24 protein-coding genes are annotated in these 25,418 nt (G+C 61.6%); 14 read left to right on the top strand and 10 right to left on the bottom strand.

Annotation, left to right across the window (positions count from 1 at the left end):
• Nucleotides 1-3: 3 nt before the first annotated feature.
• Both ACTJK9_RS06040 and ACTJK9_RS06035 read right to left on the bottom strand, forming a co-directional pair.
• Nucleotides 4-858, bottom strand: a complete 855-nt coding sequence (locus ACTJK9_RS06040) for a sulfurtransferase (RefSeq protein WP_085611990.1) — start codon at nt 856-858, stop codon at nt 4-6.
• A 28-nt stretch (nt 859-886) separates the two neighbouring features.
• Nucleotides 887-1,558, bottom strand: a complete 672-nt coding sequence (locus tag ACTJK9_RS06035) for a TetR/AcrR family transcriptional regulator (RefSeq protein ID WP_039767914.1) — start codon at nt 1,556-1,558, stop codon at nt 887-889.
• Between the two features lie 146 nt (nt 1,559-1,704).
• Here ACTJK9_RS06035 and ACTJK9_RS06030 point away from each other — a divergent pair, with 146 nt between their 5' ends.
• From ACTJK9_RS06030 to ACTJK9_RS06010, 5 genes are all read left to right on the top strand, one after another.
• Nucleotides 1,705-3,135 (top strand): coniferyl aldehyde dehydrogenase, encoded by a 1,431-nt coding sequence (locus tag ACTJK9_RS06030; protein ID WP_440812866.1) that lies wholly within the window; start codon nt 1,705-1,707, stop codon nt 3,133-3,135.
• 24 nt (nt 3,136-3,159) lie between these two features.
• A complete protein-coding gene (locus ACTJK9_RS06025; RefSeq protein WP_085611992.1) occupies nt 3,160-3,705 on the top strand; it encodes a twin-arginine translocation pathway signal protein in 546 nt (181 codons plus the stop codon).
• A 42-nt stretch (nt 3,706-3,747) separates the two neighbouring features.
• Complete coding sequence (locus ACTJK9_RS06020; protein WP_440812863.1) at nt 3,748-5,343, top strand: GMC family oxidoreductase N-terminal domain-containing protein; 1,596 nt, start codon at nt 3,748-3,750, stop codon at nt 5,341-5,343.
• A 115-nt stretch (nt 5,344-5,458) separates the two neighbouring features.
• On the top strand, nt 5,459-5,938 hold the full coding sequence (gene coaD / locus ACTJK9_RS06015; protein WP_007953414.1) for a pantetheine-phosphate adenylyltransferase: 480 nt from the start codon (nt 5,459-5,461) through the stop codon (nt 5,936-5,938).
• A 102-nt stretch (nt 5,939-6,040) separates the two neighbouring features.
• The gene (locus tag ACTJK9_RS06010) at nt 6,041-6,292 is read left to right on the top strand and encodes a YfhL family 4Fe-4S dicluster ferredoxin (RefSeq protein ID WP_003195146.1); all 252 of its coding nucleotides are present in this window, start codon (nt 6,041-6,043) and stop codon (nt 6,290-6,292) included.
• Between the two features lie 36 nt (nt 6,293-6,328).
• Here the strand turns inward: ACTJK9_RS06010 and ACTJK9_RS06005 are convergent, their stop codons facing one another.
• The 3 genes from ACTJK9_RS06005 to ACTJK9_RS05995 all read right to left on the bottom strand — a co-directional run bounded on the left by ACTJK9_RS06005 (nt 6,329) and on the right by ACTJK9_RS05995 (nt 8,376).
• Nucleotides 6,329-6,652, bottom strand: coding sequence for a hypothetical protein (locus tag ACTJK9_RS06005; protein WP_011336397.1), 324 nt, complete (start codon nt 6,650-6,652; stop codon nt 6,329-6,331).
• Between the two features lie 69 nt (nt 6,653-6,721).
• Entirely contained in the window at nt 6,722-7,534 is an 813-nt protein-coding gene (mutM, locus tag ACTJK9_RS06000) for a bifunctional DNA-formamidopyrimidine glycosylase/DNA-(apurinic or apyrimidinic site) lyase (protein ID WP_221398280.1), read from the bottom strand.
• A 29-nt stretch (nt 7,535-7,563) separates the two neighbouring features.
• Nucleotides 7,564-8,376 (bottom strand): HDOD domain-containing protein, encoded by an 813-nt coding sequence (locus ACTJK9_RS05995; protein ID WP_178076163.1) that lies wholly within the window; start codon nt 8,374-8,376, stop codon nt 7,564-7,566.
• Between the two features lie 227 nt (nt 8,377-8,603).
• Here ACTJK9_RS05995 and ACTJK9_RS05990 point away from each other — a divergent pair, with 227 nt between their 5' ends.
• The 6 genes from ACTJK9_RS05990 to ilvD all read left to right on the top strand — a co-directional run bounded on the left by ACTJK9_RS05990 (nt 8,604) and on the right by ilvD (nt 16,202).
• Nucleotides 8,604-9,143 carry a type 1 glutamine amidotransferase domain-containing protein gene (locus ACTJK9_RS05990; RefSeq protein WP_064600129.1) on the top strand — a complete coding sequence of 180 codons (540 nt, stop codon included), beginning with the start codon at nt 8,604-8,606 and terminating at the stop codon, nt 9,141-9,143.
• An 83-nt stretch (nt 9,144-9,226) separates the two neighbouring features.
• Nucleotides 9,227-10,423 carry a class I SAM-dependent rRNA methyltransferase gene (locus tag ACTJK9_RS05985; protein WP_039767907.1) on the top strand — a complete coding sequence of 399 codons (1,197 nt, stop codon included), beginning with the start codon at nt 9,227-9,229 and terminating at the stop codon, nt 10,421-10,423.
• Nucleotides 10,424-10,868: 445 nt separating this feature from the next.
• A complete protein-coding gene (locus tag ACTJK9_RS05980; protein ID WP_085611995.1) occupies nt 10,869-11,942 on the top strand; it encodes a SagB family peptide dehydrogenase in 1,074 nt (357 codons plus the stop codon).
• Complete coding sequence (locus tag ACTJK9_RS05975) at nt 11,939-12,895, top strand: diiron oxygenase (RefSeq protein WP_440812857.1); 957 nt, start codon at nt 11,939-11,941, stop codon at nt 12,893-12,895. Before ACTJK9_RS05980 ends, ACTJK9_RS05975 begins: the two co-directional genes overlap by 4 nt.
• Complete coding sequence (locus tag ACTJK9_RS05970; RefSeq protein ID WP_221398282.1) at nt 12,888-14,105, top strand: multidrug effflux MFS transporter; 1,218 nt, start codon at nt 12,888-12,890, stop codon at nt 14,103-14,105. The genes ACTJK9_RS05975 and ACTJK9_RS05970 overlap by 8 nt, the downstream gene beginning before the upstream one ends.
• A 255-nt stretch (nt 14,106-14,360) precedes the next feature.
• Nucleotides 14,361-16,202 (top strand): dihydroxy-acid dehydratase, encoded by a 1,842-nt coding sequence (ilvD, locus tag ACTJK9_RS05965; RefSeq protein ID WP_440812854.1) that lies wholly within the window; start codon nt 14,361-14,363, stop codon nt 16,200-16,202.
• Between the two features lie 121 nt (nt 16,203-16,323).
• On the opposite strand, the gene ACTJK9_RS05960 is transcribed toward ilvD, so the two are convergent.
• On the bottom strand, nt 16,324-17,385 hold the full coding sequence (locus ACTJK9_RS05960; protein WP_221398283.1) for a haloacid dehalogenase-like hydrolase: 1,062 nt from the start codon (nt 17,383-17,385) through the stop codon (nt 16,324-16,326).
• Between the two features lie 241 nt (nt 17,386-17,626).
• Here ACTJK9_RS05960 and ACTJK9_RS05955 point away from each other — a divergent pair, with 241 nt between their 5' ends.
• On the top strand, nt 17,627-19,018 hold the full coding sequence (locus ACTJK9_RS05955) for an L-cystine transporter (RefSeq protein ID WP_440812852.1): 1,392 nt from the start codon (nt 17,627-17,629) through the stop codon (nt 19,016-19,018).
• An 88-nt stretch (nt 19,019-19,106) separates the two neighbouring features.
• On the opposite strand, the gene ACTJK9_RS05950 is transcribed toward ACTJK9_RS05955, so the two are convergent.
• Nucleotides 19,107-19,619: a dihydrofolate reductase gene (locus ACTJK9_RS05950; RefSeq protein ID WP_085612000.1), complete on the bottom strand. Its 513-nt coding sequence runs from the start codon at nt 19,617-19,619 to the stop codon at nt 19,107-19,109.
• Between the two features lie 85 nt (nt 19,620-19,704).
• Here ACTJK9_RS05950 and ACTJK9_RS05945 point away from each other — a divergent pair, with 85 nt between their 5' ends.
• The gene (locus ACTJK9_RS05945) at nt 19,705-21,078 is read left to right on the top strand and encodes a DUF2868 domain-containing protein (protein WP_440812849.1); all 1,374 of its coding nucleotides are present in this window, start codon (nt 19,705-19,707) and stop codon (nt 21,076-21,078) included.
• On the top strand, nt 21,071-22,456 hold the full coding sequence (locus tag ACTJK9_RS05940; RefSeq protein ID WP_440812847.1) for a GTPase/DUF3482 domain-containing protein: 1,386 nt from the start codon (nt 21,071-21,073) through the stop codon (nt 22,454-22,456). The genes ACTJK9_RS05945 and ACTJK9_RS05940 overlap by 8 nt, the downstream gene beginning before the upstream one ends.
• A 10-nt stretch (nt 22,457-22,466) precedes the next feature.
• Here ACTJK9_RS05940 and ACTJK9_RS05935 read toward each other — a convergent pair whose 3' ends face one another.
• From ACTJK9_RS05935 to ACTJK9_RS05925, 3 genes are all read right to left on the bottom strand, one after another.
• Nucleotides 22,467-23,027, bottom strand: a complete 561-nt coding sequence (locus tag ACTJK9_RS05935; protein ID WP_085612002.1) for a phosphonate degradation HD-domain oxygenase — start codon at nt 23,025-23,027, stop codon at nt 22,467-22,469.
• Nucleotides 23,021-24,160, bottom strand: a complete 1,140-nt coding sequence (locus ACTJK9_RS05930; protein WP_085612003.1) for a TIGR03364 family FAD-dependent oxidoreductase — start codon at nt 24,158-24,160, stop codon at nt 23,021-23,023. The genes ACTJK9_RS05935 and ACTJK9_RS05930 overlap by 7 nt, the downstream gene beginning before the upstream one ends.
• A gap of 90 nt (nt 24,161-24,250) precedes the next feature.
• Nucleotides 24,251-25,213, bottom strand: a complete 963-nt coding sequence (locus tag ACTJK9_RS05925) for an IS110 family transposase (protein ID WP_221397423.1) — start codon at nt 25,211-25,213, stop codon at nt 24,251-24,253.
• Nucleotides 25,214-25,418: the final 205 nt, after the last annotated feature.

Raw genomic sequence — 25,418 nt, 5'->3', positions numbered from 1 at the left:
CGATTACTCGCCGGTGGCGATACCGCGCGAAGGCTCGTTGATCCACTCGCTCCACGATCCGGCATACAGCGAACCCAATGGATAACCCGCCAGACACAGGGCAAACAGGTTGTGACACGCCGTCACCCCGGAGCCGCAGTAAGCCACCAGATCGTTCGGGGAACGCTCGCCGAGTTTCGCGGCGAAACGCTGCTTGAGCTGATCGGTCGGCAGGAAACGCCCGTCGCTGCCCAGGTTGTCGGTAAACGCCGCGCATTGCGCGCCGGGAATGTGCCCGGCGATCGGGTCGATCGGCTCCACTTCGCCCTTGAAGCGCGGCAAGGCGCGGGCATCGAGCAGGGTCAGGGCCGGCTGGCCGAGGCGTTGCTGCAATTGCTCGGCGCTGAGCAGCAGGCGCATGTCCGGCTGGCCGCTGAAGTTGCCCCGGGCCGCTGACGGTGGATCAAGACTCAACGGCAGCCCCGCCGCATGCCAGGCCTTGAGCCCGCCATCGAGAATGAACACGCCGTCACGCTTGCCCAGCCACGCCAGCAACCACCAGGCCCGCGCCGCATAGGCGCCCGGGCCGTCGTCATACAGAACCACGTCGCTGTCATTATTGATGCCGAACGCTTGCAGGCGTTCGATCAGCGCCGCCGGTTCCGGCAGCGGATGGCGACCGGTCACGCCCTTGATCACCGGGCCGCTGAGGTCGCGTTCAAGATCGGCGAAATGTGCCCCGGCAATGTGCCCCTCGGCGTAGCTGCGCTGGCCGTAATCCGGGTCTTCGAGGGCAAAGCGGCAATCGAGAATCACCAGCCCCGGTTGCGCCTTGCGGGCATCCAGTGCGGTCGGGCTGATCAGTTGCGCAATCGGCATAGCGAACGACTCCAGTGAGGAAATGGGCTTACGGTCTCTCTTCGAGGGCCTGGGCCAGCGGCACGTAGAACTCTTCGAACAAGGCGTTGACCTCATCGCGGGCCTGCTCGGTGACGAACCCTGCTTCCAGCACCAGCACCTGATACACGCCACGTTTGATGGCCTGTTCGCTGAGGTAGTTGGAATTCTCCCGGGTCGTGCACAGGAAGCGCACCCAGGAGGTGAGGATGATCCACGCGTTGAGGGTCAGGGATTCGATCTGCACCCGATCCATTTTCAGGATGCCGGCGGCAACGAACCCTTCATAGATCGCCGCGCCCTGGATCACGCAGCGCTGGGAGAAGCGCCGGTAGCGCCCGGCCAGCTCAGGATCGCTGTCGAGCAGATGCTCGAGATCGCGGTGCAGGAAACGGTAGCGCCACATCGCCGACAGCAGCTCCTTGAGATAGAAGCGCTTGTCTTCGACCGTCGCGGCACGGCCCTGAGGCGGACGCAGGAAGCTGTCCACCAGGCTTTCGTACTCACTGAACAGCACGGCGATGATCGCCTGCTTGTTGGGGAAGTGGTAGTACAGATTGCCCGGAGAAATCTCCATGTGGGCGGCGATGTGATTGGTGCTGATGCTGCGCTCGCCCTGCTGATTGAACAGCTCGAGGCTGTTCTGCACGATGCGCTCGCTGGTTTTGATCCGTGGGGCCATGGCTTGAGCTTTAATTCAGAGTGCGTTGGGGGGCATCTTACGGCCTAACCGGAACGGGATAAAACCAGGATGCGCAAGGAAGCCATTTGACTTTCTAGAGCATAGACTCTAAAAAGCTCCTCACAACAACAACTCCGGAGCCGCCGATGACTGCCGATATTGCCTACCTGCAAACGCTGCAACAGCCGCTGGAAGAGCTCAACCGGCTGTTTGACGCGCAGCGTGCCGCCTACGCCGCCAACCCGATGCCGCCTGCGGCCCAGCGCCAGCAATGGCTCAAGGCCCTGCGCGATTTGCTGAGCAACGAGCGGCAGGCCCTGATCGACGCCATCAGCTCCGACTTCAGCCACCGCAGCGCCGATGAAACCCTGCTCGCCGAGCTGATGCCGAGCCTGCACGGCATTCACTACGCCAGTCGGCACATCAGCCAGTGGATGAAACCTTCAAAACGCAAAGTCGGCGTTGCTTTCCAGCCCGCGTCGGCGAAAGTCGTGTACCAGCCGCTGGGCGTGGTGGGCGTCATCGTGCCGTGGAACTACCCGCTGTTCCTGGCCATCGGCCCGCTGACCGGCGCCCTTGCGGCCGGCAATCGGGTGATGCTCAAGCTCAGCGAATCGACCCCTGCCACCGGCCTGCTGCTCAAGGAACTGCTGGCGCGAATCTTCCCCGAGGATCTGGTGTGCGTGGTGCTCGGCGAGGCCGATGTCGGCGTGGCGTTTTCGAAAATGCGCTTCGACCACCTGCTGTTCACCGGCTCCACCAGCGTCGGCAGGCACGTGATGCGCGCAGCGGCAGAGAACCTGACGCCGGTGACCCTGGAACTGGGCGGCAAGTCCCCGGCCATCGTCTCCCGCGACGTGCCGCTCAAGGACGCCGCCGAGCGCATCGCTTTCGGCAAGACCCTCAACGCCGGCCAGACCTGCGTGGCCCCGGACTACGTGCTGGTGCCGGAAGAGCGCATCGGCGGTTTCGTCGAAGCCTATCGCCAGGCCGTGCGCGGGTTTTATCCGACACTCGCCGACAACCCGGACTACACCGCCATCATCAACGAGCGCCAACTGGCGCGGCTCAACAGCTACCTCAGCGACGCTACCAGCAAGGGCGCGCTGCTGATTCCACTGTTCGACCAAGACCAAGGCCGACGCATGCCGCACAGCCTGCTGCTGAATGTCAGCGACGAGATGACGGTCATGCAGGACGAGATCTTCGGCCCGTTGCTGCCGATCGTGCCCTATCAGGATCTGGATCAGGCATTTGCTTACATCAATCAGCGGCCACGTCCTCTGGCTCTTTACTACTTCGGCTACGACAAGCGCGAACAGAAACGCGTGCTCAGCGAAACCCATTCCGGTGGCGTCTGCCTCAATGACACGCTGCTGCACGTGGCGCAGGACGACATGCCGTTCGGCGGCATCGGCCCGTCGGGCATGGGGCATTACCACGGGCACGAAGGTTTCCTGACATTCAGCAAGGCCAAAGGCGTGCTGGTCAAACAGCGCTTCAACGCGGCGAGGCTGATCTACCCGCCCTACGGCAAATCCATTCAGAAACTGATCCAGAAACTGTTCATTCGCTAACGTCACCGCCGGGTAATAACAACAATGCACCCAAGCCTGACCGAAACACCTGCCCTGTCGCGCCGTGGCCTGCTGAAATTCAGCCTCGGCGCCACGGCTTTCCTCGCTACCGCCGGCCTTGGCGCCAGCCTCAGCGGCTGTTCGTCGAGCGTTTCAGCCAACGGGTTCGCCACGCTGCGCAGCGCTGATCTGCTGTTTCTGCGTGCGCTGATTCCAGTGATGCTGGAGGGCGCCGTTACTGTGGAAAAGATGCCCGCTGCTGTCGACGGAACGCTTAAGTCGCTGGACTACAGCCTCGATCACCTGTCGCCGGAAATGCTCAAGCTCACCCGGCAACTGTTCGACGTGCTGGGCATGGCGGTGACGCGCGGGCCATTGACCGGGATCTGGGGCAGTTGGGAAAACGCCAGCCCCGAGGCGATCCGTCACTTCCTCGAACGCTGGGAAAACAGCTCGCTGAGCCTGCTGCGCATGGGCCACAGCTCATTGCTGCAAATGGTGATGATGGCCTGGTACACCCGCGCCGAATCCTGGGCCCATTGCGGTTACCCCGGCCCGCCCGCCGTTTGAGCCTGGCGACCCACGCAAAACAATAATAAGAGAACCTGATCGATGCCCGTACCCGACCCGTTTCGCGAAGGCCTTGCCCGTGGCTGGAAAACCTACAACGGCGCGCAACTTACCGATGACCTGAGCCTGGAAGCCGACGTGGCCATCATCGGCAGCGGCGCTGGTGGCGGCACCACGGCGGAAATCCTCAGCGCCGCCGGCTACAAAGTGCTGGTGATCGAAGAAGGCCCGCTCAAGACCAGCAGCGATTTCAAACTGCTGGAAGACCAGGCCTACAGCAGCCTCTATCAGGAAGGCATCGGCCGCATGAGCAAGGACGGCGCGATCACCATCCTTCAGGGCCGCGCGGTCGGCGGCACCACGCTGATCAACTGGACATCGAGTTTTCGCACCCCCGAACCGACCCTCGAACACTGGGCCAGGGAACACAACGTCAAAGGCCACAGCCCCGCCGACATGGCGCCGTGGTTCGAAAAAATGGAGCAGCGACTCGGCGTCGCCCCGTGGATGGTGCCGCCCAACGCCAACAACGACGTGATCCGCAAAGGCTGCGAACAACTCGGCTACAGCTGGCACGTGATCCCGCGCAACGTACGCGGCTGCTGGAACCTCGGCTACTGCGGTATGGGCTGCCCGACCAACGCCAAGCAATCGATGATGGTCACGACCATTCCGGCGACCCTGGAAAAGGGTGGCGAGCTGCTCTATCTGGCCCGGGCCGAAAAGCTTTTGATCAACGGCGACAAGGTCATCGGCCTGCAATGCGTGGCGATGGACGAACGTTGCGTCGAGCCGACTGGGCACGCCATTACCGTCAAGGCACGCCACTACGTGCTGGCCGGCGGCGGGATCAACAGCCCGGCGCTGCTGATGCGTTCGGATGCACCGGATCCGCACAAACGGCTGGGCAAGCGCACCTTCCTGCATTTGGTGAACATGTCCGCCGGGCGTTTCGACGAGGTGATCAACCCGTTCTACGGTGCGCCGCAATCGATCTACTCGGATCATTTCCAGTGGAAGGACGGCACCACCGGCCCAATGGCCTACAAACTCGAAGTGCCGCCGCTGCACCCGGCGCTGGCCGCCACGTTGCTCGGCGGGTTCGGTCAGGAAAGCGCGCAACACATGGCGGACCTGCCCCACACCCACGCGATGCTGGCCCTGCTGCGTGACGGTTTTCACCCGGACAGCCCGGGCGGCAGCGTCGAGCTGCGCGGTGACGGCTCGCCAGTGCTCGACTATCAGGTGTCGCCTTATACCTGGGAAGGCTTGCGCCGATCCTTCCACAGCATGGCCGAGATCCAGTTCGCCGGCGGCGCCAAAGCGGTGATGCCGATGCACGCCGATACGCGCTACGTGAACAGCCTGGCCGAGGCCCGCTCGTTGATCGACAGCCTGAGCCTCGAGCTGTATCGCACCCGCCTGGGCAGCGCCCACGTCATGGGCGGATGCGCAATGGGCGAAGACCCGAAAAGCACGGTCACCGACAGCCTCGGCCGCCATCATCAACTGCGTAATCTGTCGATTCATGACGGCTCGCTGTTCCCCACCAGCATCGGCGCCAACCCGCAGTTGTCGGTGTATGGTCTGACGGCGCAACTGGCGACATCCCTCGGCGAACGGCTGAGAAACCCGTGAAAAAGACGAAAATTCCGCTCGTCTATAGTGCTTTCTTATCCAACAGGCGACTTTCCCGACCGGGACGGCTGCGATACCATCCGACTCCCCAACGGATTCCCGCCAGGACGACGCGATGAACCGAGTGTTGTACCCAGGTACCTTCGACCCTATTACCAAGGGCCATGGCGATCTGGTCGAACGCGCCTCGCGCCTGTTCGACCACGTGATCATTGCGGTCGCCGCCAGCCCCAAGAAGAATCCGCTGTTCCCGCTGGAACAACGGGTCGAGCTGGCCCGCGAGGTCACCAAACACCTGCCGAACGTGGAAGTGGTCGGCTTCTCGACGCTGCTGGCGCATTTCGCCAAAGAGCAGAACGCCAACGTGTTCCTGCGTGGCCTGCGCGCGGTATCGGACTTCGAATACGAATTCCAGCTGGCCAACATGAACCGCCAGTTGGCGCCGGATGTGGAGAGCCTGTTTCTCACCCCGTCCGAACGTTATTCGTTCATTTCCTCGACCCTGGTGCGGGAAATCGCGGCCTTGGGCGGCGATATCAGCAAGTTCGTCCACCCGGCGGTGGCCGAGGCCCTGACCCTGCGCTTCAAGAAGTAACGACCGTTCAAACGGCGCCCGCGTGCACTACGGGCGCCAATGCGGCACAATTGCGCGCATTGATTCATAGCGCCCGGGCTCCCCGCCCCGGCTGGAGTTAGCATGTCCCTGATCATCACCGACGATTGCATCAACTGCGACGTCTGCGAACCCGAGTGCCCGAACGCCGCCATCTCCCAAGGCGAAGAGATCTACGTGATCGACCCGAACCTGTGCACCCAGTGCGTCGGTCACTACGACGAGCCGCAGTGCCAGCAGGTCTGCCCGGTGGATTGCATTCCACTGGACGAAGCCCATCCGGAGACTGAAGAACAGTTGATGGAGAAGTACCGCAAGATCACCGGCAAGGCTTGAGTCTCTTTTTAGATCGCAGCTTTGGCTGCGATCTGACTATTCGCGCTGCTCAAATCCTTCTCCAGTGCAGCCCAGGCAACGCACGAACGCCGCTTTCGCCGGCGCCACCACCAGCGCCTCTCCCGCATCGCCAATCCCGCCACCCAGCGCGGTGAACGGCAACGACACGACAAACGCCCCGGCGCCGATCACCGTCGCCACCACCAGCAATGGTCGGGCAATCAGCAGGTCGCCGAGCATGGCGTAGGCCGGTGGATTCTGGATGGCGTAACGCGGATCACCGCTGCCGCCTTCCGTGGCCTGAACGGTCAGACTCAAGCACAGCAGCAGTGCGACGATGAGGGTTTGCAAGGACTTCATGGCACGATCCTTCGGGCTGAACAGTGAGACATCTCACTATAGACCGTAGGACTTTTTCGGATGCCCTGCTCAGCTCTGGCAGCGCGGACACCAGACGCTGGCGCGCTGGCCGAGCTTGATTTCCCGCAGGCCCGTGCCACAGACCTTGCAGTGCTCGCCACCGCGACCGTAGACAAACAGCTCCTGCTGGAAATACCCCGGCTGCCCGTCGCCACCGATGAAGTCGCGCAACGTGGTGCCGCCACGCTCGATGGCCGCGGCGAGGATGCGTTTGATCTCGATCGCCAGCTTCAAGTAGCGCGCCCGGGAAATGCCCTTGGCTTCGCGGCGCGGATCGATGCCGGCGGCGAACAGCGCTTCGGTCGCGTAGATATTGCCGACCCCCACCACCACCGCGTTGTCCATGATGAACGGCTTGACCGCCATCGACCGCCCGCGCGACAGCTGATACAGGCGCTCGCCATCGAACAGATCGGTCAACGGCTCCGGACCCAGACGGATCAGCAATTCGTGATTGAGCGGATCGTTGCTCCAGAGCATCGCCCCGAAGCGCCGTGGATCGGTGTAGCGCAGGGCCAGGCCCGACTCCAGTTCGATATCGACATGCTCATGCTTGGCCGCCGGCATCCCGACCTCAACCAGCCGCAAATTGCCCGACATGCCCAGATGGCTGATCAAGGTGCCGACTTCGGCGTTGATCAACAGATACTTGGCGCGCCGCTCGACCAGCACGATGCGCTGCCCGGACAGGCGCACATCGAGGTCGTCGGGAATCGGCCAGCGCAGCCGCCGCTCACGCACGATCACCCGGCTGACACGCTGGCCTTCCAGGTGCGGGGCAATACCGCGGCGGGTGGTTTCGACTTCCGGCAATTCAGGCATGAGTGTCTCGAATCAAGGGTCTTTTTAAATCAGTGCGCGCCAAGTTCGCGGATGGTCTGCTTCAAGGTTTCGAAGTCGTAATCCGAGAGGCCGATGTATTCCAGCACCAGCGGCCCGACCGCCTGCCATTCGAAGTCTTCGGTCTGGTTACCCAAAACCCGGTACGACGCGCAGATGTGCTCGGCCATTTTGAGGATCGCCAGCAGGTTTTTCATCTGACTGTTGCGCGAGGTCTCGTCGCTGAAGATCGCCAGCGCGTTGTGGTGATTGGCGATGGCCGCGCTGACATGCTCCGGCAGGCGCCAGGACTTGGCGGTGTAGTAGCCGACCACCGAGTGATTGGTGTTGTAGACGTCGTTCTCGGTGTCCACAATCCGGCGCTCGGCACCCGCGTTGGCGTAAGCCGTTTCGAGCGTCGCCATGTAATCCGGGAAACGCTGAAGCATCAGCGGCACGCCGCAGTCATGGAACAGGCCCAGGGCGTAAGCCTCGTCGCTCGCCTCGGTGCCGACGCGTTTGGCCAGGGTCAGGCAGGTCATGGCCACGTCCTGGGCGGTGTCCCAGAAACGGTTGAGGGTGACGATAGTGTCGTCGTTCATTTCACCCTTGATCGACATCGCGTTGATCAGATTGATGATCGAACGGCTGCCCAACAGGTTCACCGCGCGCTTGATCGAAGTGATCTTGTTGCTCAGGCCGTAATAGGGCGAATTGACGATTTTCAGCAGCGAGCCGGACAGGCCGGGATCCTGGGAGATCAGCTTGGCGATCGTCTCCAGGTCGGGGTCGGGCATGTACTGCTCCATTTGCAGATCCACCATGATCTGCGGCTGCGCGGGCACACTGATGCCTTGCAGGGACTGTTGAATCTGTTCGGTGGTCAGCTCTTGGGACATAAGTACACACTCTGGGACAGGCGGCGATTCTAACCTCTAAAAACCGACGCACGACACACCAGTGGGCAATTCGCAGGAACTTTCACTTTCCACCAGCCTTCGGAATCTGTAGTGCCCGGAGCAGTTCTCCATCTGTCTCGGGCAGTAATTCCAACAGACTCAGGAGCTTAACGATGGCTACTTCTCTCAGCGGCAAGCGCGTCGCTTTTCTCGTAACCGACGGTTTCGAGCAGGTTGAACTGACTGGCCCCAAACAGGCACTGGAGCAGGCGGGAGCGCAGGTTGACATCCTCTCCGCCGAAGCCGGCAGCGTCAAAGGCTGGAACCACGATAAACCTGCAGACGACTTCAAGGTCGACCAGACCTTTCAGGGCGCAAGCATCGAACAATACGACGCCGTGGTGCTTCCCGGCGGTGTGCAGAACTCTGACACCATCCGCATCGACCAGGACGCCCAGCACTTGGTCAAGACTGGCACCTCCGCCGGCAAACCGATCGCGGTGATCTGCCATGGCAGCTGGCTGCTGATTTCGGCAGGACTGGTCAATGGCAAGACCATGACCAGCTACAAGACGGTCAAGGACGATCTGGTCAACGCGGGGGCAAACTGGGTCGATCAGGAGGTGGTCAAGGACGGCAACCTGATCAGCAGCCGCCAACCGGACGATATTCCGGCGTTCAGCGACGCACTGATCGACGCGCTGTCGGCGTAGGGCTCCGGCGCGTTTCATCGCACGCCAAACCCGGCATAAGGCGCAACACGGTATACTCCCGCTCTTTTTTCCGGAGCGACGTCATGTCCCTGCCTAGCTTGCGCCTCAAAGCCAACGCCGACCGTCGCCTGCGCGCCGGTCACCTGTGGATCTACAGCAACGAAATCGACGTGGCCGCAACCCCGTTGCACGGCTTCAAGGCCGGCGACCAGGCGATCCTCGAGGCCGCCGGCGGCAAGCCGCTGGGCATTGTCGCCATGAGCCCGAACAACCTGATCTGCGCGCGCCTGCTGTCGCGCGACATCAAGCTGCCGCTGGACAAGTCGCTGCTGGTGCATCGCCTGAACGTGGCCCTGTCGCTGCGCGAGCGCCTGTTCGACAAGCCGTTCTATCGTCTGGTCTACGGCGATTCCGACCTGCTGCCGGGTCTGGTGGTCGACCGTTTCGGCGACATCCTCGTGGTGCAACTCGCCTCCGCGACCATGGAAGCCCATAAAGATGACGTGATCGCGGCGCTGACCCAAGTACTCAAGCCAAGCGGCATCCTGTTCAAGAACGACTCCGCCGCCCGCGATGCCGAAGGCCTCGAGCGTTACACCGAAACCGTCTTCGGCGTGGTACCGGAGTGGGTGGCGCTGGAAGAGAACGGCGTGAAATTCGAAGCGCCGGTGGTTCAGGGTCAGAAAACCGGCTGGTTCTACGATCACCGCATGAACCGCGCACGCCTGGCCCCTTACGCCAAGGGCAAGCGCGTGCTGGACCTGTACAGCTACATCGGTGGCTGGGGTGTGCAGGCGGCCGCGTTCGGCGCCAGCGAAGTGTTCTGCGTCGACGCTTCGGGCTTCGCCCTCGATGGCGTTGAGCGCAACGCTGCACTGAACGGCTTTGCCGACAAGATGACCTGCATCGAAGGCGACGTCTTCGAAGCCCTCAAGGAACTCAAGGCCAGCGAAGAGCGCTTCGACGTGATCGTTGCCGACCCGCCTGCGTTCATCAAGCGCAAGAAAGACCTGAAAAACGGTGAAGGCGCCTACCGTCGCCTGAACGAGCAAGCCATGCGCCTGCTCAACAAGGACGGCATCCTGTTCAGTGCTTCGTGCTCGATGCACCTGCCGGAAGACGACTTGCAGAACATCCTGCTGACCAGCGCCCGTCACCTGGACCGCAACATCCAGTTGCTGGAGCGTGGCGGCCAGGGCCCGGATCACCCGGTACACCCGGCCATTCCGGAAACCCGCTACATCAAGAGCATCACCTGCCGCCTGCTGCCTAACAGCTGACAGCCACACGGCACTGACGCTGTCGAAAGGGGAGCCCACGGGCTCCCCTTCTTTTTGTCTTGCACTTTGCTTTCCTACATTTATCGTCCCCCGACGTGCAGGATATTTCCGCAAATAATTTATTTACTGATATTTAACTTACACATCCACTTCCAGCCGAAGATGACTCCGACAAAATTACTGGATTATTCCTACTTAATATTTGCTTGCGATTAACCCATTACAAACTATTATTAAGTCGTCACCACGGAGGTGACACAAACTAACCACGAAGCACCAATGAACAAGGAGTTCAATCATGAAAGCAATTACTCTGGAATCCCGCACCCTCGCAAACCTGGCTTTTCTGGTCGCACCTAAAGTCCGTTAAGTAAGGTTGGCGCTGGGTATAGCCGGCTACCCAGCGCCTCTGACAAAGCATCCATCCAGAGCAACGTGCCCCGACATGCATATAAACCCTTATTTATTCATACTGCCACGAACACCCGGCCAGATAGTCTGGAATTACAAAGACCATACTCAACATGAACTTGACCTTGAGTATTCCACTCGATTGGCGCAACTTATTCACAACCCTGATTTATATGACAACAGCAACACAATAGACACACAACTTTTAGATAGCGGAATACTGATTTCTTCAAAAAAACCAGCGCCCGTCTGGGGCTGGGATGAACTATCCAGGATCTACCATATCGGCACTCGGGATATTCCGTGCGAACAGACTCCCCGAAATATTCAGGAATGGTCCAGGCAATACCTCGAACACTGCAACACAGTGCTTGCCACTTCACCTCCGCCCGACATCCCTGCGGATACCGGTCCGAACGCGCTCATCACCCTGCCCGCACCGCTCGTACTGAATGACGACAGCCTGTTGAGTTCACTGACCCGACGAAAGACCTGCCGCTCCTTCACCGGTGCCGCCGTTTCGCTGGATGATGTCGGCACCTTGCTTTACCTGTCACTCGGCTACCTGCGAGAACGCGCAGCCGACCGCGACGACAGCATCGCCGACGGACTTGGAGCGCGACGCAGCAGCCCTTCCGGAGGCGGCCTCAATGCCTGCGCCGGGTTCGTGCTGGTGCAGAACGTCGACGCACTGGCGCCTGGCGTCTATGTCTACCACCCTGCCGAACACGCCCTGAGCTTCATCAGTCCCTTGCCCGACAGCGAATTTGGCAATCTGCTGGGGGGCCAGCACTTCATCAACAACCTGCCATTGGGCCTGTTCATCACCGCCCGCTTCGACCGGCTCTGGTGGAAATACCCGCATTCGCGCGCCTATCGAATGGCGTTCGTCGAAGCCGGGCACCTTTCGCAGACGTTTCAACTGGTGGCCACCGCGCTGGGCATGAACACCTGGCTCACGGGCGCGTTTTCCGATGAGCAGGTCGAAACATTGCTGAAGCTCGAGAACAGTGCGGAACAACCCTTGTTCTTCGTCGGTTGCGGGGAAAGCGATGGCCAAGCGATGTGTCAGGAAATGCGCGACCTGCTGCGTGAGGCACAGTCATGAGCGCCCTCGCCCCGAAGCCGGTCTTTCAGTTCACCCTGAGCGACTGGAACACCCGCGCCTCGGTCCGCACCAGCCCCCACGATTACCACTTGCCGGACAACGTGCAGGAACAACTGGAGACCCGGCACTGGTTTCCGCCGGCGTTCCTGCCCTATCTGGCCCACCCGTCCATTGAAGCAGCGGGCCGTTCGATGCTGCATCGGCTCACGGCCCGACATCTGGTGCATTTTCTCGACTACACCACGTTGCTCGAACACCGGATCGTCAATCGCGCCGTCGAAACCATCGTGCATGGCGAGCTTCCGGTCGCGGTGCCGGCGCCGATGAAAACCGCCGCGCTCCAGCTCTACACCGACGAGGGCTATCACGCCCTGTTTTCCAGTCAGGTGGCGGAGCAGATCGCCAGCCTCTACGCCATCACCGGGCGCCCGGTGATGCCCAGACGGATCACCCGGATGAACCTGCTGATAGCTCGCACCAGTCAGGAGCAACGGCCGCTGGCGTGCTTTCTTCTGGGTTTCGTCTCGGAAACCGTCATTGCCCGTGAACTGCTGGATGTCTGCCGCGACAGTCTGGTGTCCGGTGTCAACGACATGCTGCGCGATCACCTCACCGATGAAGCCCGCCACAGCCGGTATTTCACAGAAGTGTTCCACTACCTCTGGTTGCACCTGAACCCGCGACAGCGAACGTTTACCGCGACGACCTTGCTCGACATTCTGCAAATTTTCTTCGAAGTGGATGAGCACTGGCTGCAGGAAAACCTCGGTGGCGCGGGCATTGCAAACACCACGGTGATGGACATTCTCGCCACGATGACAACGACCCAGGCCAGTCGGCGGCGGGCACGCGCCGGCAGCCTCGCCACACTGAGCGCGTTGAAGAAAGCCGGTTTTTTCGCCGAACCTCAAAACCAGACACTTTTTGCCAGGGCAGGACTGATCGATGGATGACGGACAATCTGTGGTGACTCCGCGACAGCGGCGCGGGGCTGTCAGCCTCCTGCTGGCAATGGTGTTGCTCGGCGTCTTCCCGCTGGATGTCCTGCTGCCTTCGTTCCCGGCGCTGGCCGAACACTTTGGCCGCACCCCGGCGGACATCGCCCTGTCGATCAGCCTGTTCGCTGTCGGGATTGCCTTCGCCCAGCTGTTGATCGGTCCATTGTCGGATGTGATCGGACGCAAAGGCCTGCTGCTCGCCGGCATGAGCGCTTCAATGATCGGCGCCTTGGGGTGCGTGATGACCTCGGACTATTCGCTGTTCCTGATGTTTCGGGTGGTGCAGGCGCTGGGGTGCGGTTGCTTCGTGCTATCACAAGCGCTGGTGCAGGACCTGTTCGAAGGCGAGGAGCGTAATCGCTTGCGGATCCTGATGGTCACCGCCACCGGAATTTTCATCTCGGTATCGCCTCTTGCCGGTACCTTTCTTCAGGCAACGCTGGGCTGGCGCGGCAGCTTCTGGGTGTTTACCGCGCTGTCCGCCATCGTGCTGCTAAAGGCCTGGTGGTTTCTGGACAACAGCCGGCCGGCAGCCCGGGGCACACCCACCCACTTTCTGAAGGCTTACCGACGGGTACTGGGAGATTTCGACTTCGTCGGTTACTGGCTGATTTCGGCCTTTGCCTTCGCCTGTCACTTTTCCTTCATCGTGATTTCGCCGCTGATTTTCATGGACCGCCTGCAACTGTCCGCTTATGACTTCTCGCTGTTCCTGCTGATCTACGGCGCGGCGTATATAGTCGGGGGCATCCTGGCCAGCGTGCTGAGCAGGCGGATCAACGGTGGCCAGCAGATTATCGTCGGGTTGAGCCTGATCCTGTTCGCCGGCCTGAGCATGCTCTATCTGTCATCGAACTTCGCGCTGACCCCGGCCACGGTATTGATCCCGATGCTGATCTGCACCGCCGGCACCACCATCGCCCGGCCCGCAGCTACCTCGCGGGCGATGAGTCTGTTTCCCGAAAACGCCGGCACCTCGGCCTCGGCCGGCAGCACCATCATTTTCATCTGCGGCGGCTTGATCAGTGCCCTGATCAGCCTGAGCCCTGCCAACCTGCAATCCACGCTGGGCTACAGCTTCGTGATACTCAGCGGAGTGGCACTGGCATTGAACGCCCGAATCAGTCGGCGCAGCGATCTTGTGGGGCAACCGGACAGCGATTAACCCTGCCGGTCGTCATCCCGCACGCTTCGTCAGCACTGGAACAACGTTTTGCGCCATTCCCTCCTGACGCCAGCGGTGTAGAATCGCGAGATTCATCGCCATTCATCCCCGGCGGGTTTATGAGCTCAGGCTGAGACCAGCGGCGATCCCGCAACGTCATCGGCAACATCAGGACACACGGCCATTTCTGAGTGTTCCAGACGTCAATAGAAGCTCACTCCCCTTTGATACCTGATTAGCCGCCCGGAGTGCTCCATGCCAGATTACCGCTCGAAAACATCCACCCACGGCCGCAACATGGCCGGCGCCCGCGCATTGTGGCGCGCCACCGGGATGAAAGATGACGACTTCAAGAAGCCGATCATCGCCATTGCCAACTCCTTCACCCAGTTCGTACCGGGCCACGTTCACCTGAAGGACCTGGGCCAGCTGGTTGCCCGTGAGATCGAACGCGCTGGCGGCGTTGCAAAGGAATTCAACACCATCGCCGTGGACGACGGCATCGCCATGGGCCACGACGGCATGCTCTATTCGCTGCCGAGCCGCGAGATCATCGCCGACTCCGTCGAGTACATGGTCAACGCCCACTGCGCCGACGCCATCGTCTGCATCTCGAACTGCGACAAGATCACCCCGGGCATGCTGATGGCCGCTCTGCGCCTGAACATCCCGGTGATCTTCGTCTCCGGCGGCCCGATGGAAGCCGGCAAGACCAAACTGGCCAGCCACGGTCTCGACCTCGTCGACGCCATGGTGATTGCCGCCGACTCCAGCGCCTCTGACGAGAAGGTTGCCGAGTACGAGCGCAGCGCCTGCCCGACCTGCGGTTCGTGCTCCGGCATGTTCACCGCCAACTCGATGAACTGCCTGACCGAAGCCCTGGGCCTCGCACTGCCGGGCAACGGTTCGACCCTGGCCACCCACAGCGACCGCGAACAGCTGTTCCTGCAGGCCGGCCGCACCATCGTCGAGCTGTGCAAACGCTACTACGGCGAGAACGACGAGTCGGTACTGCCGCGCAACATCGCCAACCTCAAGGCGTTCGAGAACGCGATGATGCTCGACATCGCCATGGGCGGTTCGACCAACACCATCCTGCACTTGCTGGCCGCGGCCCAGGAAGCCGAGATCGACTTCGACCTGCGTGACATCGATCGTCTGTCGCGCAAGGTGCCGCAACTGTGCAAAGTTGCGCCGAACATCCAGAAGTACCACATGGAAGACGTGCACCGCGCCGGCGGCATCTTCAGCATCCTCGGTTCGCTGGCCCGTGGCGGCCTGCTGCACACCGACCTGCCGACCGTGCACAGCCGCAGCATGGAAGAAGCCATCGCCAAGTGGGACATCACCCAGACCGACGATGAAGCCGTGCACCATTTCTTCAAGGCAGGCCCGGCGGGCATTCCGACGCAAACCGCGTTCAGCCAGTCAACCCGCTGGGAAACCCTGGACGACGACCGTGAGAACGGCTGCATCCGCAGCTTCGAACACGCCTATTCGAAAGAAGGTGGCCTGGCCGTGCTGTACGGCAACATCGCCCTGGACGGCTGCGTGGTGAAAACCGCCGGCGTCGACGAGTCGATCCATGTGTTCGAGGGCAACGCGAAGATCTTCGAAAGCCAGGACAGCGCGGTACGTGGCATCCTCGCCGACGAAGTGAAGGAAGGCGACATCGTCATCATTCGCTACGAAGGCCCGAAAGGCGGCCCGGGCATGCAGGAAATGCTCTACCCGACCTCGTACCTGAAATCCAAAGGCCTGGGCAAAGCCTGCGCCCTGCTGACCGACGGCCGTTTCTCCGGCGGCACTTCCGGTCTGTCCATCGGCCACGCTTCGCCAGAGGCTGCGGCCGGCGGCGCGATCGGTCTGGTACAGGACGGCGACAAGGTGCTGATCGACATTCCAAACCGCTCGATCAACCTGTTGATCAGCGACGAAGAACTGGCTGCCCGCCGGGTCGAGCAGGACAAGAAAGGCTGGAAACCGGTCGAACAGCGTCCACGCAAAGTGACCACTGCCCTCAAGGCCTACGCCCTGCTGGCGACCAGCGCCGACAAGGGTGCGGTGCGCAACAAGGCGATGCTCGACGGGCTGTAAGCGTCAAATCGCAGAAACAAAAATGCCCCGCCAAGTGCGGGGCATTTTTTTTTGCCTTCAGGTTTGATCGTTCCCACGCGGACGGTTCGACGCCTCGACGTGGGAGCGATCACCGTAGCAATTACTGGATTTCCTCAGGTTTGACGATCACCCAGTTCTTGTCCGCCGTCACCGGCAAGCCTTCTTTCGCCTGGGCCGCCGCGTGCTTGGCCATCATGCCCTGAATCTGGGTCATGTATTTGTCCTTGCGGTTGACCCACAAGTGAATGCCGCCCTTCGCCACGTCCACATCGTGGAACAGCATGTAGCCGTCGCTGGTCGGCGTGTCGCCACCCACCAGTACCGGTTTTTTCCATTCGTCGATGTAGGTCAGGATCGCCGCGTGCTTGCCGGCCATCCAGGTCGCCGGGGTCCACAGGTACGGGGTCAGTTCGAGGCCGAGGTTGGCTTTCTCGTCATATTTGCCGGCAGTGATCTGCTTGCGCGCGGTGGTCAGCTCGCCGGTGTCGCGGTTCTTCAGCAAGGTGGTCACGCCGATCACGTTCTGCGGTTTGACGTTGTAGCCATACTTCGGATCGGCCGCGACCATCCGCACCAGCTCTTCGGAGGCGGCGGTCATCACGTAGACCTCGATGCCGTTCTCCATCAGCTTGTTGTACAGCTCTTTCTGGCCAGTGAAGATCTTCGGCGGATTCACGTCCAGGTTCTTGACCACGTCACCTTCGTAATAGGTCGCCGGCACCGGCTTGCCCGAGGCCATCAGCTCATCGACGTAGCCCTTGAGCTCCTTGAGGGTGAAACCGGAAAACACCTGCGCGACCCATGGATAGCAGACCATGTCGTCGACTTCGCAGAGGCGGTAGTAGTAGCTGAACAGGCTTTCCTTGTGGTCGGCGGAGTCCTTGAACGGCATCAGTTTCAGGGAGGGGTCGAGCTTGTCGCGGGTGATCAGGCCCTTGTTTTCCATGAACGGCAGCAACGACTCTTCGAGGTCGTAGCGGTAACTGGTGTTGTCCATGTCGAACACCGCGTAGTTACCCTTGTTGGCGTTGGCGGCGATCATCGCGTCCAATGCCTTGGCCTGATCCGCCGGCCAGTGCTTCAGGTCGGTGGCGAATGCCTGAGTGGCCAGGCCCATCCCCACAGTCAGTGCGACAGCCAGAAATTTCGGTGTGAACTTCATTGGCGCTTTCTCCCTGGGTCAAAGAAATCGACGCTAACAAATATGTGTGACAGTCCTCGTCTGTCAGCGACCGTCCACGTCCGTTTCGCGCCAGCTGCATCCCCGAGAGCGACACCCGCTTATTCCAAAAACGACTGACGACCTTTGATTTCGGTATTAAATCATTGGAAATCAAGCTGTTAGGCTTGCCGGTTCGCAGCAGCCCCGGAAGGCTGTTGGCACAGTCTTTTCTGGAGTCCTCATGAATCTGCCCCTGATTCTCAACTTGCTGGTGTTCCTCGCCCTGCTCTTCGGCCTGGCGCAAACCCGTCACACCTCGTGGAGCCTGGCGAAAAAAGTCCTGCTCGCGCTGGTGCTGGGCGTGGCATTCGGCGTCGCGCTGCACACGATTTACGGCGCCGGCAACCCAGTGCTGAAAGCCTCGATCGGCTGGTTCGATCTGGTCGGCAACGGTTATGTGCAACTGCTGCAAATGATCGTGATCCCGCTGGTATTCGCCTCGATCCTCAGCGCCGTGGCCCGTCTGCACAACGCTTCTTCGCTGGGCAAGATCAGCTTCCTGACCATCGGCACGCTGCTGTTCACCACCGCGATTGCGGCGCTGATCGGCATCGGCCTGACCAACCTGTTCGGCCTGACCGCCGAAGGCCTGGTCGCCGGCACCCAGGAAATGGCCCGTCTGCAAACCATTCAGACCGACTACGCCGGCAAGGTCGCCGACCTGAATGTGCCGCAACTGCTGCTGTCGTTCATCCCGCAGAACCCGTTCGCCGACCTGGCGCGGGCCAAGCCGACCTCGATCATCAGCGTGGTGATCTTCGCCGCGTTCCTGGGGGTTGCCGCGCTGCAACTGCTCAAGGATGACGTCGAGAAAGGTCAGAAAGTGATCAACGCCATCGATACCCTGCAAGCCTGGGTGATGCGTCTGGTGCGTCTGGTGATGAAGCTGACCCCTTACGGCGTGCTGGCGCTGATGACCAAAGTGGTGGCCGGTTCCAACCTGCAGGACATCATCAAGCTCGGCAGTTTCGTCGTGGTGTCGTACCTCGGTCTGGCCCTGATGTTCGTGGTGCACGGCCTGCTGGTGTCGGCGGCCGGGATCAACCCGCTGCGTTTCTTCCGCAAGATCTGGCCGGTGCTGACCTTCGCGTTCACCAGCCGCTCCAGCGCCGCGAGCATCCCGCTGAGCATCGAAGCGCAGACCCGTCGTCTGGGCATTCCACAATCGGTGGCAAGCTTCGCCGCATCGTTCGGCGCGACCATCGGCCAGAACGGCTGCGCCGGCCTGTACCCGGCGATGCTGGCGGTGATGGTAGCGCCAACCGTCGGCATCAACCCGCTGGATCCGCTGTGGATCGCGACGCTGGTGGCGATTGTTACCTTAAGTTCGGCCGGTGTGGCGGGCGTGGGTGGCGGTGCGACCTTCGCCGCGCTGATCGTGCTGCCGGCCATGGGCTTGCCGGTTTCGCTGGTGGCGTTGCTGATTTCGGTCGAGCCGCTGATCGACATGGGTCGCACGGCGCTGAACGTGAGTGGTTCGATCACGGCCGGTGCGATTACCAGCCAGGTGATGCAGCAGACCGACAAGGCACTGCTGGATGCCGATGAGCATGCGGAACTGGCTCAGGCTTGAGTAGCGTCTGACAGACCGCTATCGCGAGCAGGCCCGCTCCCACAGGGATATGCATTCCAATGTGGGAGCTGGCCTGCCAGCGAGGCTCTTAGGCTTTTTCCCAGACTTCGAAGTTGTAAGCCGGTTTGTCGCCTTCAGCCGGATTCGGCACGTTCGACACCAGTTTCCACTGGTTCAGATCGAACTCCGGAAACCACGCATCGCCTTCCGGGCTCAGTGCCACGCGAGTCAGATACAGACGATCTGCCTGCGCCAGCCCCTGCGCATACAATTGCGCCCCGCCAATCAGCATCAATTCGTCGACGCCCTGCTCTTTCGCCCACGCTTCGGCGCGAACCACGGCCGCTTCCAGCGACGGATAGACTTCCGCACCTTCCAGCACAAGATCCTGCTGACGGCTGACCACGATGTTCAAACGCCCCGGCAACGGGCGACCCAGCGAGTCCCAGGTCTTGCGGCCCATGATGATCGGCTTGCCGAGCGTCGTGGCCTTGAAGTATTTGAAGTCCCCCGGCAGGTGCCAGGGCATGCTGTTGTCGACGCCGATCACACGGTTTTCACCGAGGGCTGCGATCAGGCTGAGGGGGAGTGATTTAGTCATGCCGGCGAGGATACCAGAGCCGCCCTTACCCCGATAAGCGCCACAGCGGTTATGCTCACGGCTCAATCAAGCAACGGGATGCCGCGTGACTGAACTGACTTCACTGCAAAACCTCTGGCTCACCGAAACCGTGCGCCTGCGCGAAGAACACGCAGGCCCGCTGGACGATCTGGAAGCCAATCGCCTGGCCCGCGCGGCCGGCGGCGATCTGCCGGGACGCATTCAGCGCCGCGCCCTGTGGCTGGCCGAGCGCGACGGCCTGACCGCCGCGCTCAAGCACTGGTTGCAAGGCGCACGCCTCGCGCTGGTGTTGCTGGCGATCTTCGCGGTACTGAGCGGTGCCGGTCTGGCCTTCGCCGCACTGGGCCAGACGCCGGTCAATGTGTTCTGGGCCCTGGGCAGTCTGCTCGGGCTGAACCTGATTCTGCTGCTGAGCTGGGCGCTGGGGCTGATCTTCGCTGGCGAACATGGCGCCACCCTCGGCCGCTTGTGGCTGTGGCTCAGTGAAAAACTCGCCCGCGACGCCAAGGCGGCGCAACTGGCGCCGGCCCTGCTGCTGATGCTGCAACGCCAGAAACTCAATCGCTGGGCACTCGGTACGCTGGTCAATGGCCTGTGGTTGCTGGCGATGTTCAGCGCGCTGGTTTTGCTGCTGACCCTGATGGCGACCCGGCGCTACGGTTTCGTCTGGGAAACCACGATTCTCAGCGCCGACACGTTCATCAACATGACCCAGGCCCTCGGCGCCTTGCCCGCGCTGCTGGGCTTCAACGTGCCGACCGTGGACATGATCCGCGCCAGCGGCGACACCGCGCTGAACATCGAAAGCGCCCGTCAGGCCTGGGCGACCTGGCTGGTCGGCGTGCTGGTGGTGTACGGCGTGCTGCCGCGTCTGCTGTTGGCGCTTTTTTGCTTCTGGCGCTGGAACAGCGGCAAGGCTGCGTTGCGCCTGGACCTGAACCTGCCCGGCTACGCCCAACTGCGCGAACGCCTGATGCCGACCAGCGAACGCCTCGGCATCACCGACCCGGAGCCTGCGCAATTGCACCACGTCGAAAGCACCGTGGGCGAACACGCCAGCGACGGCGCGCTGCTCGTGGCAATCGAACTCGACGACCAACACTCATGGCCGCCGACGCTGCCGAAAAACGTCAGCAACGCCGGCATCCTCGACAGTCGGGAATCGCGCAACAAACTGCTCGAACAGCTCAGCCGCTTCCCGCCGGCGCGCCTGGCGATTGCCTGCGACCCACGGCGTTCGCCGGATCGCGGCAGCCTGGCGCTGATTGCCGAGCTGGCGCGCAATGCCGCCGCGACCCGGGTCTGGCTGTTGCAGGCGCCACAAGGACAGGCGCTGGACGCCGAACGCCTCGGTGACTGGCACGTGGCATTGCAACAGCTGGAACTGCCGTTCGCCGATTGCGCCCCGTTGAACTGGCTGGAGCACGGACATGACTGATGCCTGGAAAGCGCCGCTGAAACTGGCGGTGGTCGGCCACACCAACGTCGGCAAGACTTCGCTGCTGCGCACCCTGACCCGCGACGTCGGCTTCGGCGAAGTCTCTCATCGCCCGAGCACCACGCGGCATGTCGAAGGCGCGCGGTTGTCGGTGGATGGCGAGCCGTTGCTCGACCTCTACGACACACCCGGTCTGGAAGATGCCATCGCCCTGCTGGATTTTCTCGAACGCCTGGAACGCCCCGGCGAACGCCTCGACGGCCCGGCACGGCTGGCGCGGTTTCTCGACGGCAGCGAGGCTCGTCAGCGTTTCGAACAGGAAGCCAAGGTGCTGCGACAACTGCTCGATTCCGATGCCGGTCTGTACGTGATCGACGCCCGCGAACCGGTGCTGGCCAAGTACCGCGACGAACTGGAAGTGTTGGCCAGTTGCGGCAAGCCGTTGCTGCCGGTGCTGAATTTCGTCAGCAGTGCCAACCACCGCGAGCCAGACTGGCGCGAAGCACTGGCGCGTCTCGGCCTGCACGCGCTGGTGCGCTTCGACAGCGTCGCCCCGCCGGAAGATGGCGAGCGGCGGTTGTATGAAAGCCTCGCACTGTTGCTGGAAAACGCCCGCCCACAACTTGAACGGCTGATCGCCGATCAACAAGCGCAACGCCTTGCCCGCGAGCAAAGCGCCGCGCGCCTGATTGCCGAATTGTTGATCGACTGCGCCGCGTGCCGATGCAGTGTGGCGAGCAACGCCGAACAGGAACAACAGGCCATCAGCGAATTGCGCAAAGCCGTGCGCCAGCGCGAACAACGCTGCGTCGAAGCGCTGCTCAAGCTCTACGCCTTCCGCCCGCAGGACGCCGCCGCCAGTGATCTGCCGCTGCTCGACGGGCGCTGGGGCGATGACCTGTTCAACCCGGAAACCCTCAAGCAACTCGGCGTGCGGGTCGGCGGCGGGATTGCCGCCGGTGCCGCAGCCGGTGCGGGTGTGGATTTGCTGGTCGGCGGCATCACCCTCGGCGCCGCCGCGCTGGCCGGTGCCATTGCCGGCGGCGCCCTGCAAACCGCCCGCAGCTATGGCAACCGCCTGCTCGGCAAGATCAAAGGGCAGCGGGAACTGACGGTCGACGACAACGTGCTGCGCCTGCTGGCCCTGCGTCAGCGGCAACTGCTGCAAGCGCTGAATACCCGAGGCCATGCGGCGATGGATGCCGTTCAGGTGGCGACGCCGCAGGACAAGACCTGGCGCGAGGGCAAGTTGCCGGAAGCACTCAACAAGGCGCGCGCGCATCCGCAATGGTCTTCGCTGAATCCGCATCCGAAGCTGAATCAGGCGGAGCGGCAGGAGCAGATTGAGTTGTTGGTCGGGAAGGTGCTTGAGCTTTAGATCCGCGCCCTCACCCGGTCGACAACAAAACTTCAGCCTTGCGCTTGAGAACAGACAGATCCATTACCGGCACCGCCATTTCCTTCGCCAGCTCATCCCACTGGCGCATTCGCAGGCTGACGGCGCACAACGGATCCTGCTCGAAAACATCCGCTTCAGCCTCGGTCATCACCCCGCCCTGATACTCCAGAGTGCGGCGACTGGCTTCGCTCAAGCGCTCGTAATAACCCGATTCCCTCAGCGTCAGATAGCGCTTGGCCTGGACGTGATATTCCACCAGCCGCGCCAGGCGCTCGCTGAATCCGGCCTCACGCAAATAATCCGCACCGAGGCGTTCGTGGCTGACCACGCCGTAACCGCCCATGTTTTCCGCGCCTTCGGCACACAAGTGGCCGATGTCGTGGAAGAACGCGGCGAGCACCACTTCGTCGTCGAAGCCTTCGGCGATGGCCAGTTGCGCCGCCTGGGACATGTGCTCGATCTGCGACACCGGTTCGCCGATGTAGTCGCTGGCGCCGAACCGCTCGTAGAGGCCGAACACCCGTTCAATGACTTGTTCGTGACTCAACATCCGTTCTCTCCAAAAAGCTGTGCAACATTGCGCTCGGCCATGGCCGGGCCGACGCTCATGCCGACGCCGCTGTGCATCAACGCCACACTCAGCCCCGGCGCCGGACGCAGAAACGAAAACGGCCCCGGCCCCCGGGAACCATAGACACCCTGCCAGCGCTCGACCACTTGCACTTTGCAGCCGAGGGTCTGTTCGGCCAGCTCCAGCATCCAGTTGTCGACTTGCTCGGCGTTGAACGGCGATGGATCGCTGCCGTAATGGTGCGAGTCGCCAATGATCAGTTCGCCATACGGCGTCGGGCTGATCAGCAGGTGAATGCCGTTTTCCTGCAAGTGCGGTTGCTCGCGCAGGATTTGCGCCTGCACTGCGGCCGCTTCCGGCAAGTCAGCGAAGGCGCCGTAATGCACACAGCTGAGACCGGTGAGCAAGGCGTGTTGCAAGTTCAGGTCGATCTGCGGCCGGGCGCGGAGCATTTGCAGGCGGCAGATTTGCGGGTCGAGGGCAGCAATCGGCTCGGCCAGCAGGGTCTGATAATCGTGGCCGGAGCAGACGATGATCTGCTTGGCGGAGAATGTGCCGGCAGTACTTTGCAGGCGCCCAGGCTCGACGTCGCGCACCAGCGTGGAGAAGTGAAACTCGACGTCGAGTTCGCGGCGCAGGTATTCGATCAGCGCCGGAATCGCTTCCCGGGAATACAGCTGTTGATCGTCCATCCCGTGCAGCGCGGCGCGGTGATGGCTGAACTGGCCGCCGTACAGATCGCGCAGCGCGGCACCGCGCAGCAGTTCGACGCGGTAGTCGTGCTCCACGGCCCGCCCTGCGCAGAAGGCTTCGAGCAAGTGCTCTTCGGCCTCGGTGCGGGCGAACAGGTACGAGCCGTTGCGCTTGAGTTGCAGGCCGGCGAGCTGCGCCCACTGGCCCCAGATGTCGCGGCTGGCCTTGGCAAGTTCGAGCATCGGGCCCGGTGGCTGGCCGGTGACCAGCGCCTGGCCGAAGTTGCGCACCGACGCGCCGAGTGGCGTGGCAGTGCGTTCGAAAACCGTGACCTTGCGACCGCGCCGGGCGGCGGCATAGGCGTGGGAAAGCCCCAGGATGCCGGCGCCGACGATCAGCAAGTCTTTGAGTTGTGTCATGGAGATTTTCCCTTAATGGGAGACCGCCTTCGCGAGCAAGCCAGCTCCCACAGGGATTTACGTTGTGAATGCGATCCAGTGTGGGAGATTCTATGTTGCAGGGGAACCCTGCAACCTTAAATTCGGTTGGTATTCGCTCTGGTTTTTCATGAGGGCGAATGCCACCCGGCAAAGCTTGCGGGCGAGGATGACCAAGGCTTGGGTTCTGGCTAGACCTCTTGCCAGATAGGACTCATAGAACGGTTTCCAGACAGGGGACCGACAAGCTGCCATAGCTGCATTGTGTGCAAGACGCCGTAATTCCCCGTCACCTTTTTTGCTCAAGTGGCGAGGACTGTGTTTCTTACCTGAGTCTTTTGCCTTCAAGTCCATTCCCAGAAAGGCGATGAACGCATCGGCGCTGGCGAACTCACCTCGCATGTATGTAGTTGCCAGGCCCGTTGCCGTGAGTTCACCAACTCCTTCAATCGCTTTGCAGCGTCTGATGTTTTCACTAATTCCGGCTTCTTGGCTGACTTTACGAAGCAACTCCTGAATGGCCTGATCCAGCTGTTTGAAATGCTTCAACCCATCGGCCAAAAGATCTTCAAGAAGAGGTTCGGTTGACCAGCTCAGCTTGATACTGACTCGGACCTTCATCAGCTGTGCACGCTTGTTAAGCAGACTTTTCAACACTGTGTAGTGCCGCGGTGGTGGGTTCCAGACCCGCAGCCGATGCTGTTCACTGGTTAGATAACGCGCCAGAAGACGTGCATCACAAGGGTCGGTTTTTGCACGCTGACCGATGCTTTCGCGGTAATGGCTCACCCGGTAAGGGTCCACGATGTAAACCCGATGCCCCATACCATGGGCCAGTTCGGCCGTGTCCAGGTGGTAGAGATTAGTGGCTTCCAGGGCGATTGAGCTTTGGGCGGGCAGGGTCTTCAGCCAATGACCTACAGATGTGCGGTCGTTGTTGATGGCCTGGATGATTTTCAGATCTTCGCGATAAACGACGATTTCGGCCTTGGCCACATCGACACCAATCACCGTTGGCGAGGTAAGGATTGTCATGACGAATCCTCGGAGCTAGGGTTTAAGAGCTTGTCGGGGTCTACCGTAGCGCTGGCTTGCCTCTATCGTCGGTTTTACCGATGAATTCCTTATCGGCGCTTTAGGTAGAAAGGGCGGGACGAGAAGTCTCCCACGGTCCGTACTGGCTAGAGTCGGAATCGAGCTTTTAGTCCCGCCCACCCCTTCAAGTCTAAACATACAAGCG

Source organism: Pseudomonas sp. 22082 (assembly GCF_052046055.1).
GTDB classification, from domain to species: Bacteria; Pseudomonadota; Gammaproteobacteria; order Pseudomonadales; family Pseudomonadaceae; genus Aquipseudomonas; species Aquipseudomonas pharyngis.
This window is presented reverse-complemented; position numbering and strand designations above follow the sequence as displayed.

Excerpts from the sequence above, each read along its gene's own strand:
- ACTJK9_RS06040 (WP_085611990.1), bottom strand. The coding sequence starts at position 858 with ATGCCGATTGCGCAACTGATCAGCCCGACCGCACTGGATGCCCGCAAG.
- ACTJK9_RS06035 (WP_039767914.1), bottom strand. The coding sequence starts at position 1,558 with ATGGCCCCACGGATCAAAACCAGCGAGCGCATCGTGCAGAACAGCCTC.
- ACTJK9_RS06030 (WP_440812866.1), top strand. The coding sequence starts at position 1,705 with ATGACTGCCGATATTGCCTACCTGCAAACGCTGCAACAGCCGCTGGAA.
- ACTJK9_RS06025 (WP_085611992.1), top strand. The coding sequence starts at position 3,160 with ATGCACCCAAGCCTGACCGAAACACCTGCCCTGTCGCGCCGTGGCCTG.
- ACTJK9_RS06020 (WP_440812863.1), top strand. The coding sequence starts at position 3,748 with ATGCCCGTACCCGACCCGTTTCGCGAAGGCCTTGCCCGTGGCTGGAAA.
- coaD (WP_007953414.1), top strand. The coding sequence starts at position 5,459 with ATGAACCGAGTGTTGTACCCAGGTACCTTCGACCCTATTACCAAGGGC.
- ACTJK9_RS06010 (WP_003195146.1), top strand. The coding sequence starts at position 6,041 with ATGTCCCTGATCATCACCGACGATTGCATCAACTGCGACGTCTGCGAA.
- ACTJK9_RS06005 (WP_011336397.1), bottom strand. The coding sequence starts at position 6,652 with ATGAAGTCCTTGCAAACCCTCATCGTCGCACTGCTGCTGTGCTTGAGT.
- mutM (WP_221398280.1), bottom strand. The coding sequence starts at position 7,534 with ATGCCTGAATTGCCGGAAGTCGAAACCACCCGCCGCGGTATTGCCCCG.
- ACTJK9_RS05990 (WP_064600129.1), top strand. The coding sequence starts at position 8,604 with ATGGCTACTTCTCTCAGCGGCAAGCGCGTCGCTTTTCTCGTAACCGAC.
- ACTJK9_RS05985 (WP_039767907.1), top strand. The coding sequence starts at position 9,227 with ATGTCCCTGCCTAGCTTGCGCCTCAAAGCCAACGCCGACCGTCGCCTG.
- ACTJK9_RS05980 (WP_085611995.1), top strand. The coding sequence starts at position 10,869 with ATGCATATAAACCCTTATTTATTCATACTGCCACGAACACCCGGCCAG.
- ACTJK9_RS05975 (WP_440812857.1), top strand. The coding sequence starts at position 11,939 with ATGAGCGCCCTCGCCCCGAAGCCGGTCTTTCAGTTCACCCTGAGCGAC.
- ACTJK9_RS05970 (WP_221398282.1), top strand. The coding sequence starts at position 12,888 with ATGGATGACGGACAATCTGTGGTGACTCCGCGACAGCGGCGCGGGGCT.
- ilvD (WP_440812854.1), top strand. The coding sequence starts at position 14,361 with ATGCCAGATTACCGCTCGAAAACATCCACCCACGGCCGCAACATGGCC.
- ACTJK9_RS05960 (WP_221398283.1), bottom strand. The coding sequence starts at position 17,385 with ATGAAGTTCACACCGAAATTTCTGGCTGTCGCACTGACTGTGGGGATG.
- ACTJK9_RS05955 (WP_440812852.1), top strand. The coding sequence starts at position 17,627 with ATGAATCTGCCCCTGATTCTCAACTTGCTGGTGTTCCTCGCCCTGCTC.
- ACTJK9_RS05950 (WP_085612000.1), bottom strand. The coding sequence starts at position 19,619 with ATGACTAAATCACTCCCCCTCAGCCTGATCGCAGCCCTCGGTGAAAAC.
- ACTJK9_RS05940 (WP_440812847.1), top strand. The coding sequence starts at position 21,071 with ATGACTGATGCCTGGAAAGCGCCGCTGAAACTGGCGGTGGTCGGCCAC.
- ACTJK9_RS05935 (WP_085612002.1), bottom strand. The coding sequence starts at position 23,027 with ATGTTGAGTCACGAACAAGTCATTGAACGGGTGTTCGGCCTCTACGAG.
- ACTJK9_RS05930 (WP_085612003.1), bottom strand. The coding sequence starts at position 24,160 with ATGACACAACTCAAAGACTTGCTGATCGTCGGCGCCGGCATCCTGGGG.
- ACTJK9_RS05925 (WP_221397423.1), bottom strand. The coding sequence starts at position 25,213 with ATGACAATCCTTACCTCGCCAACGGTGATTGGTGTCGATGTGGCCAAG.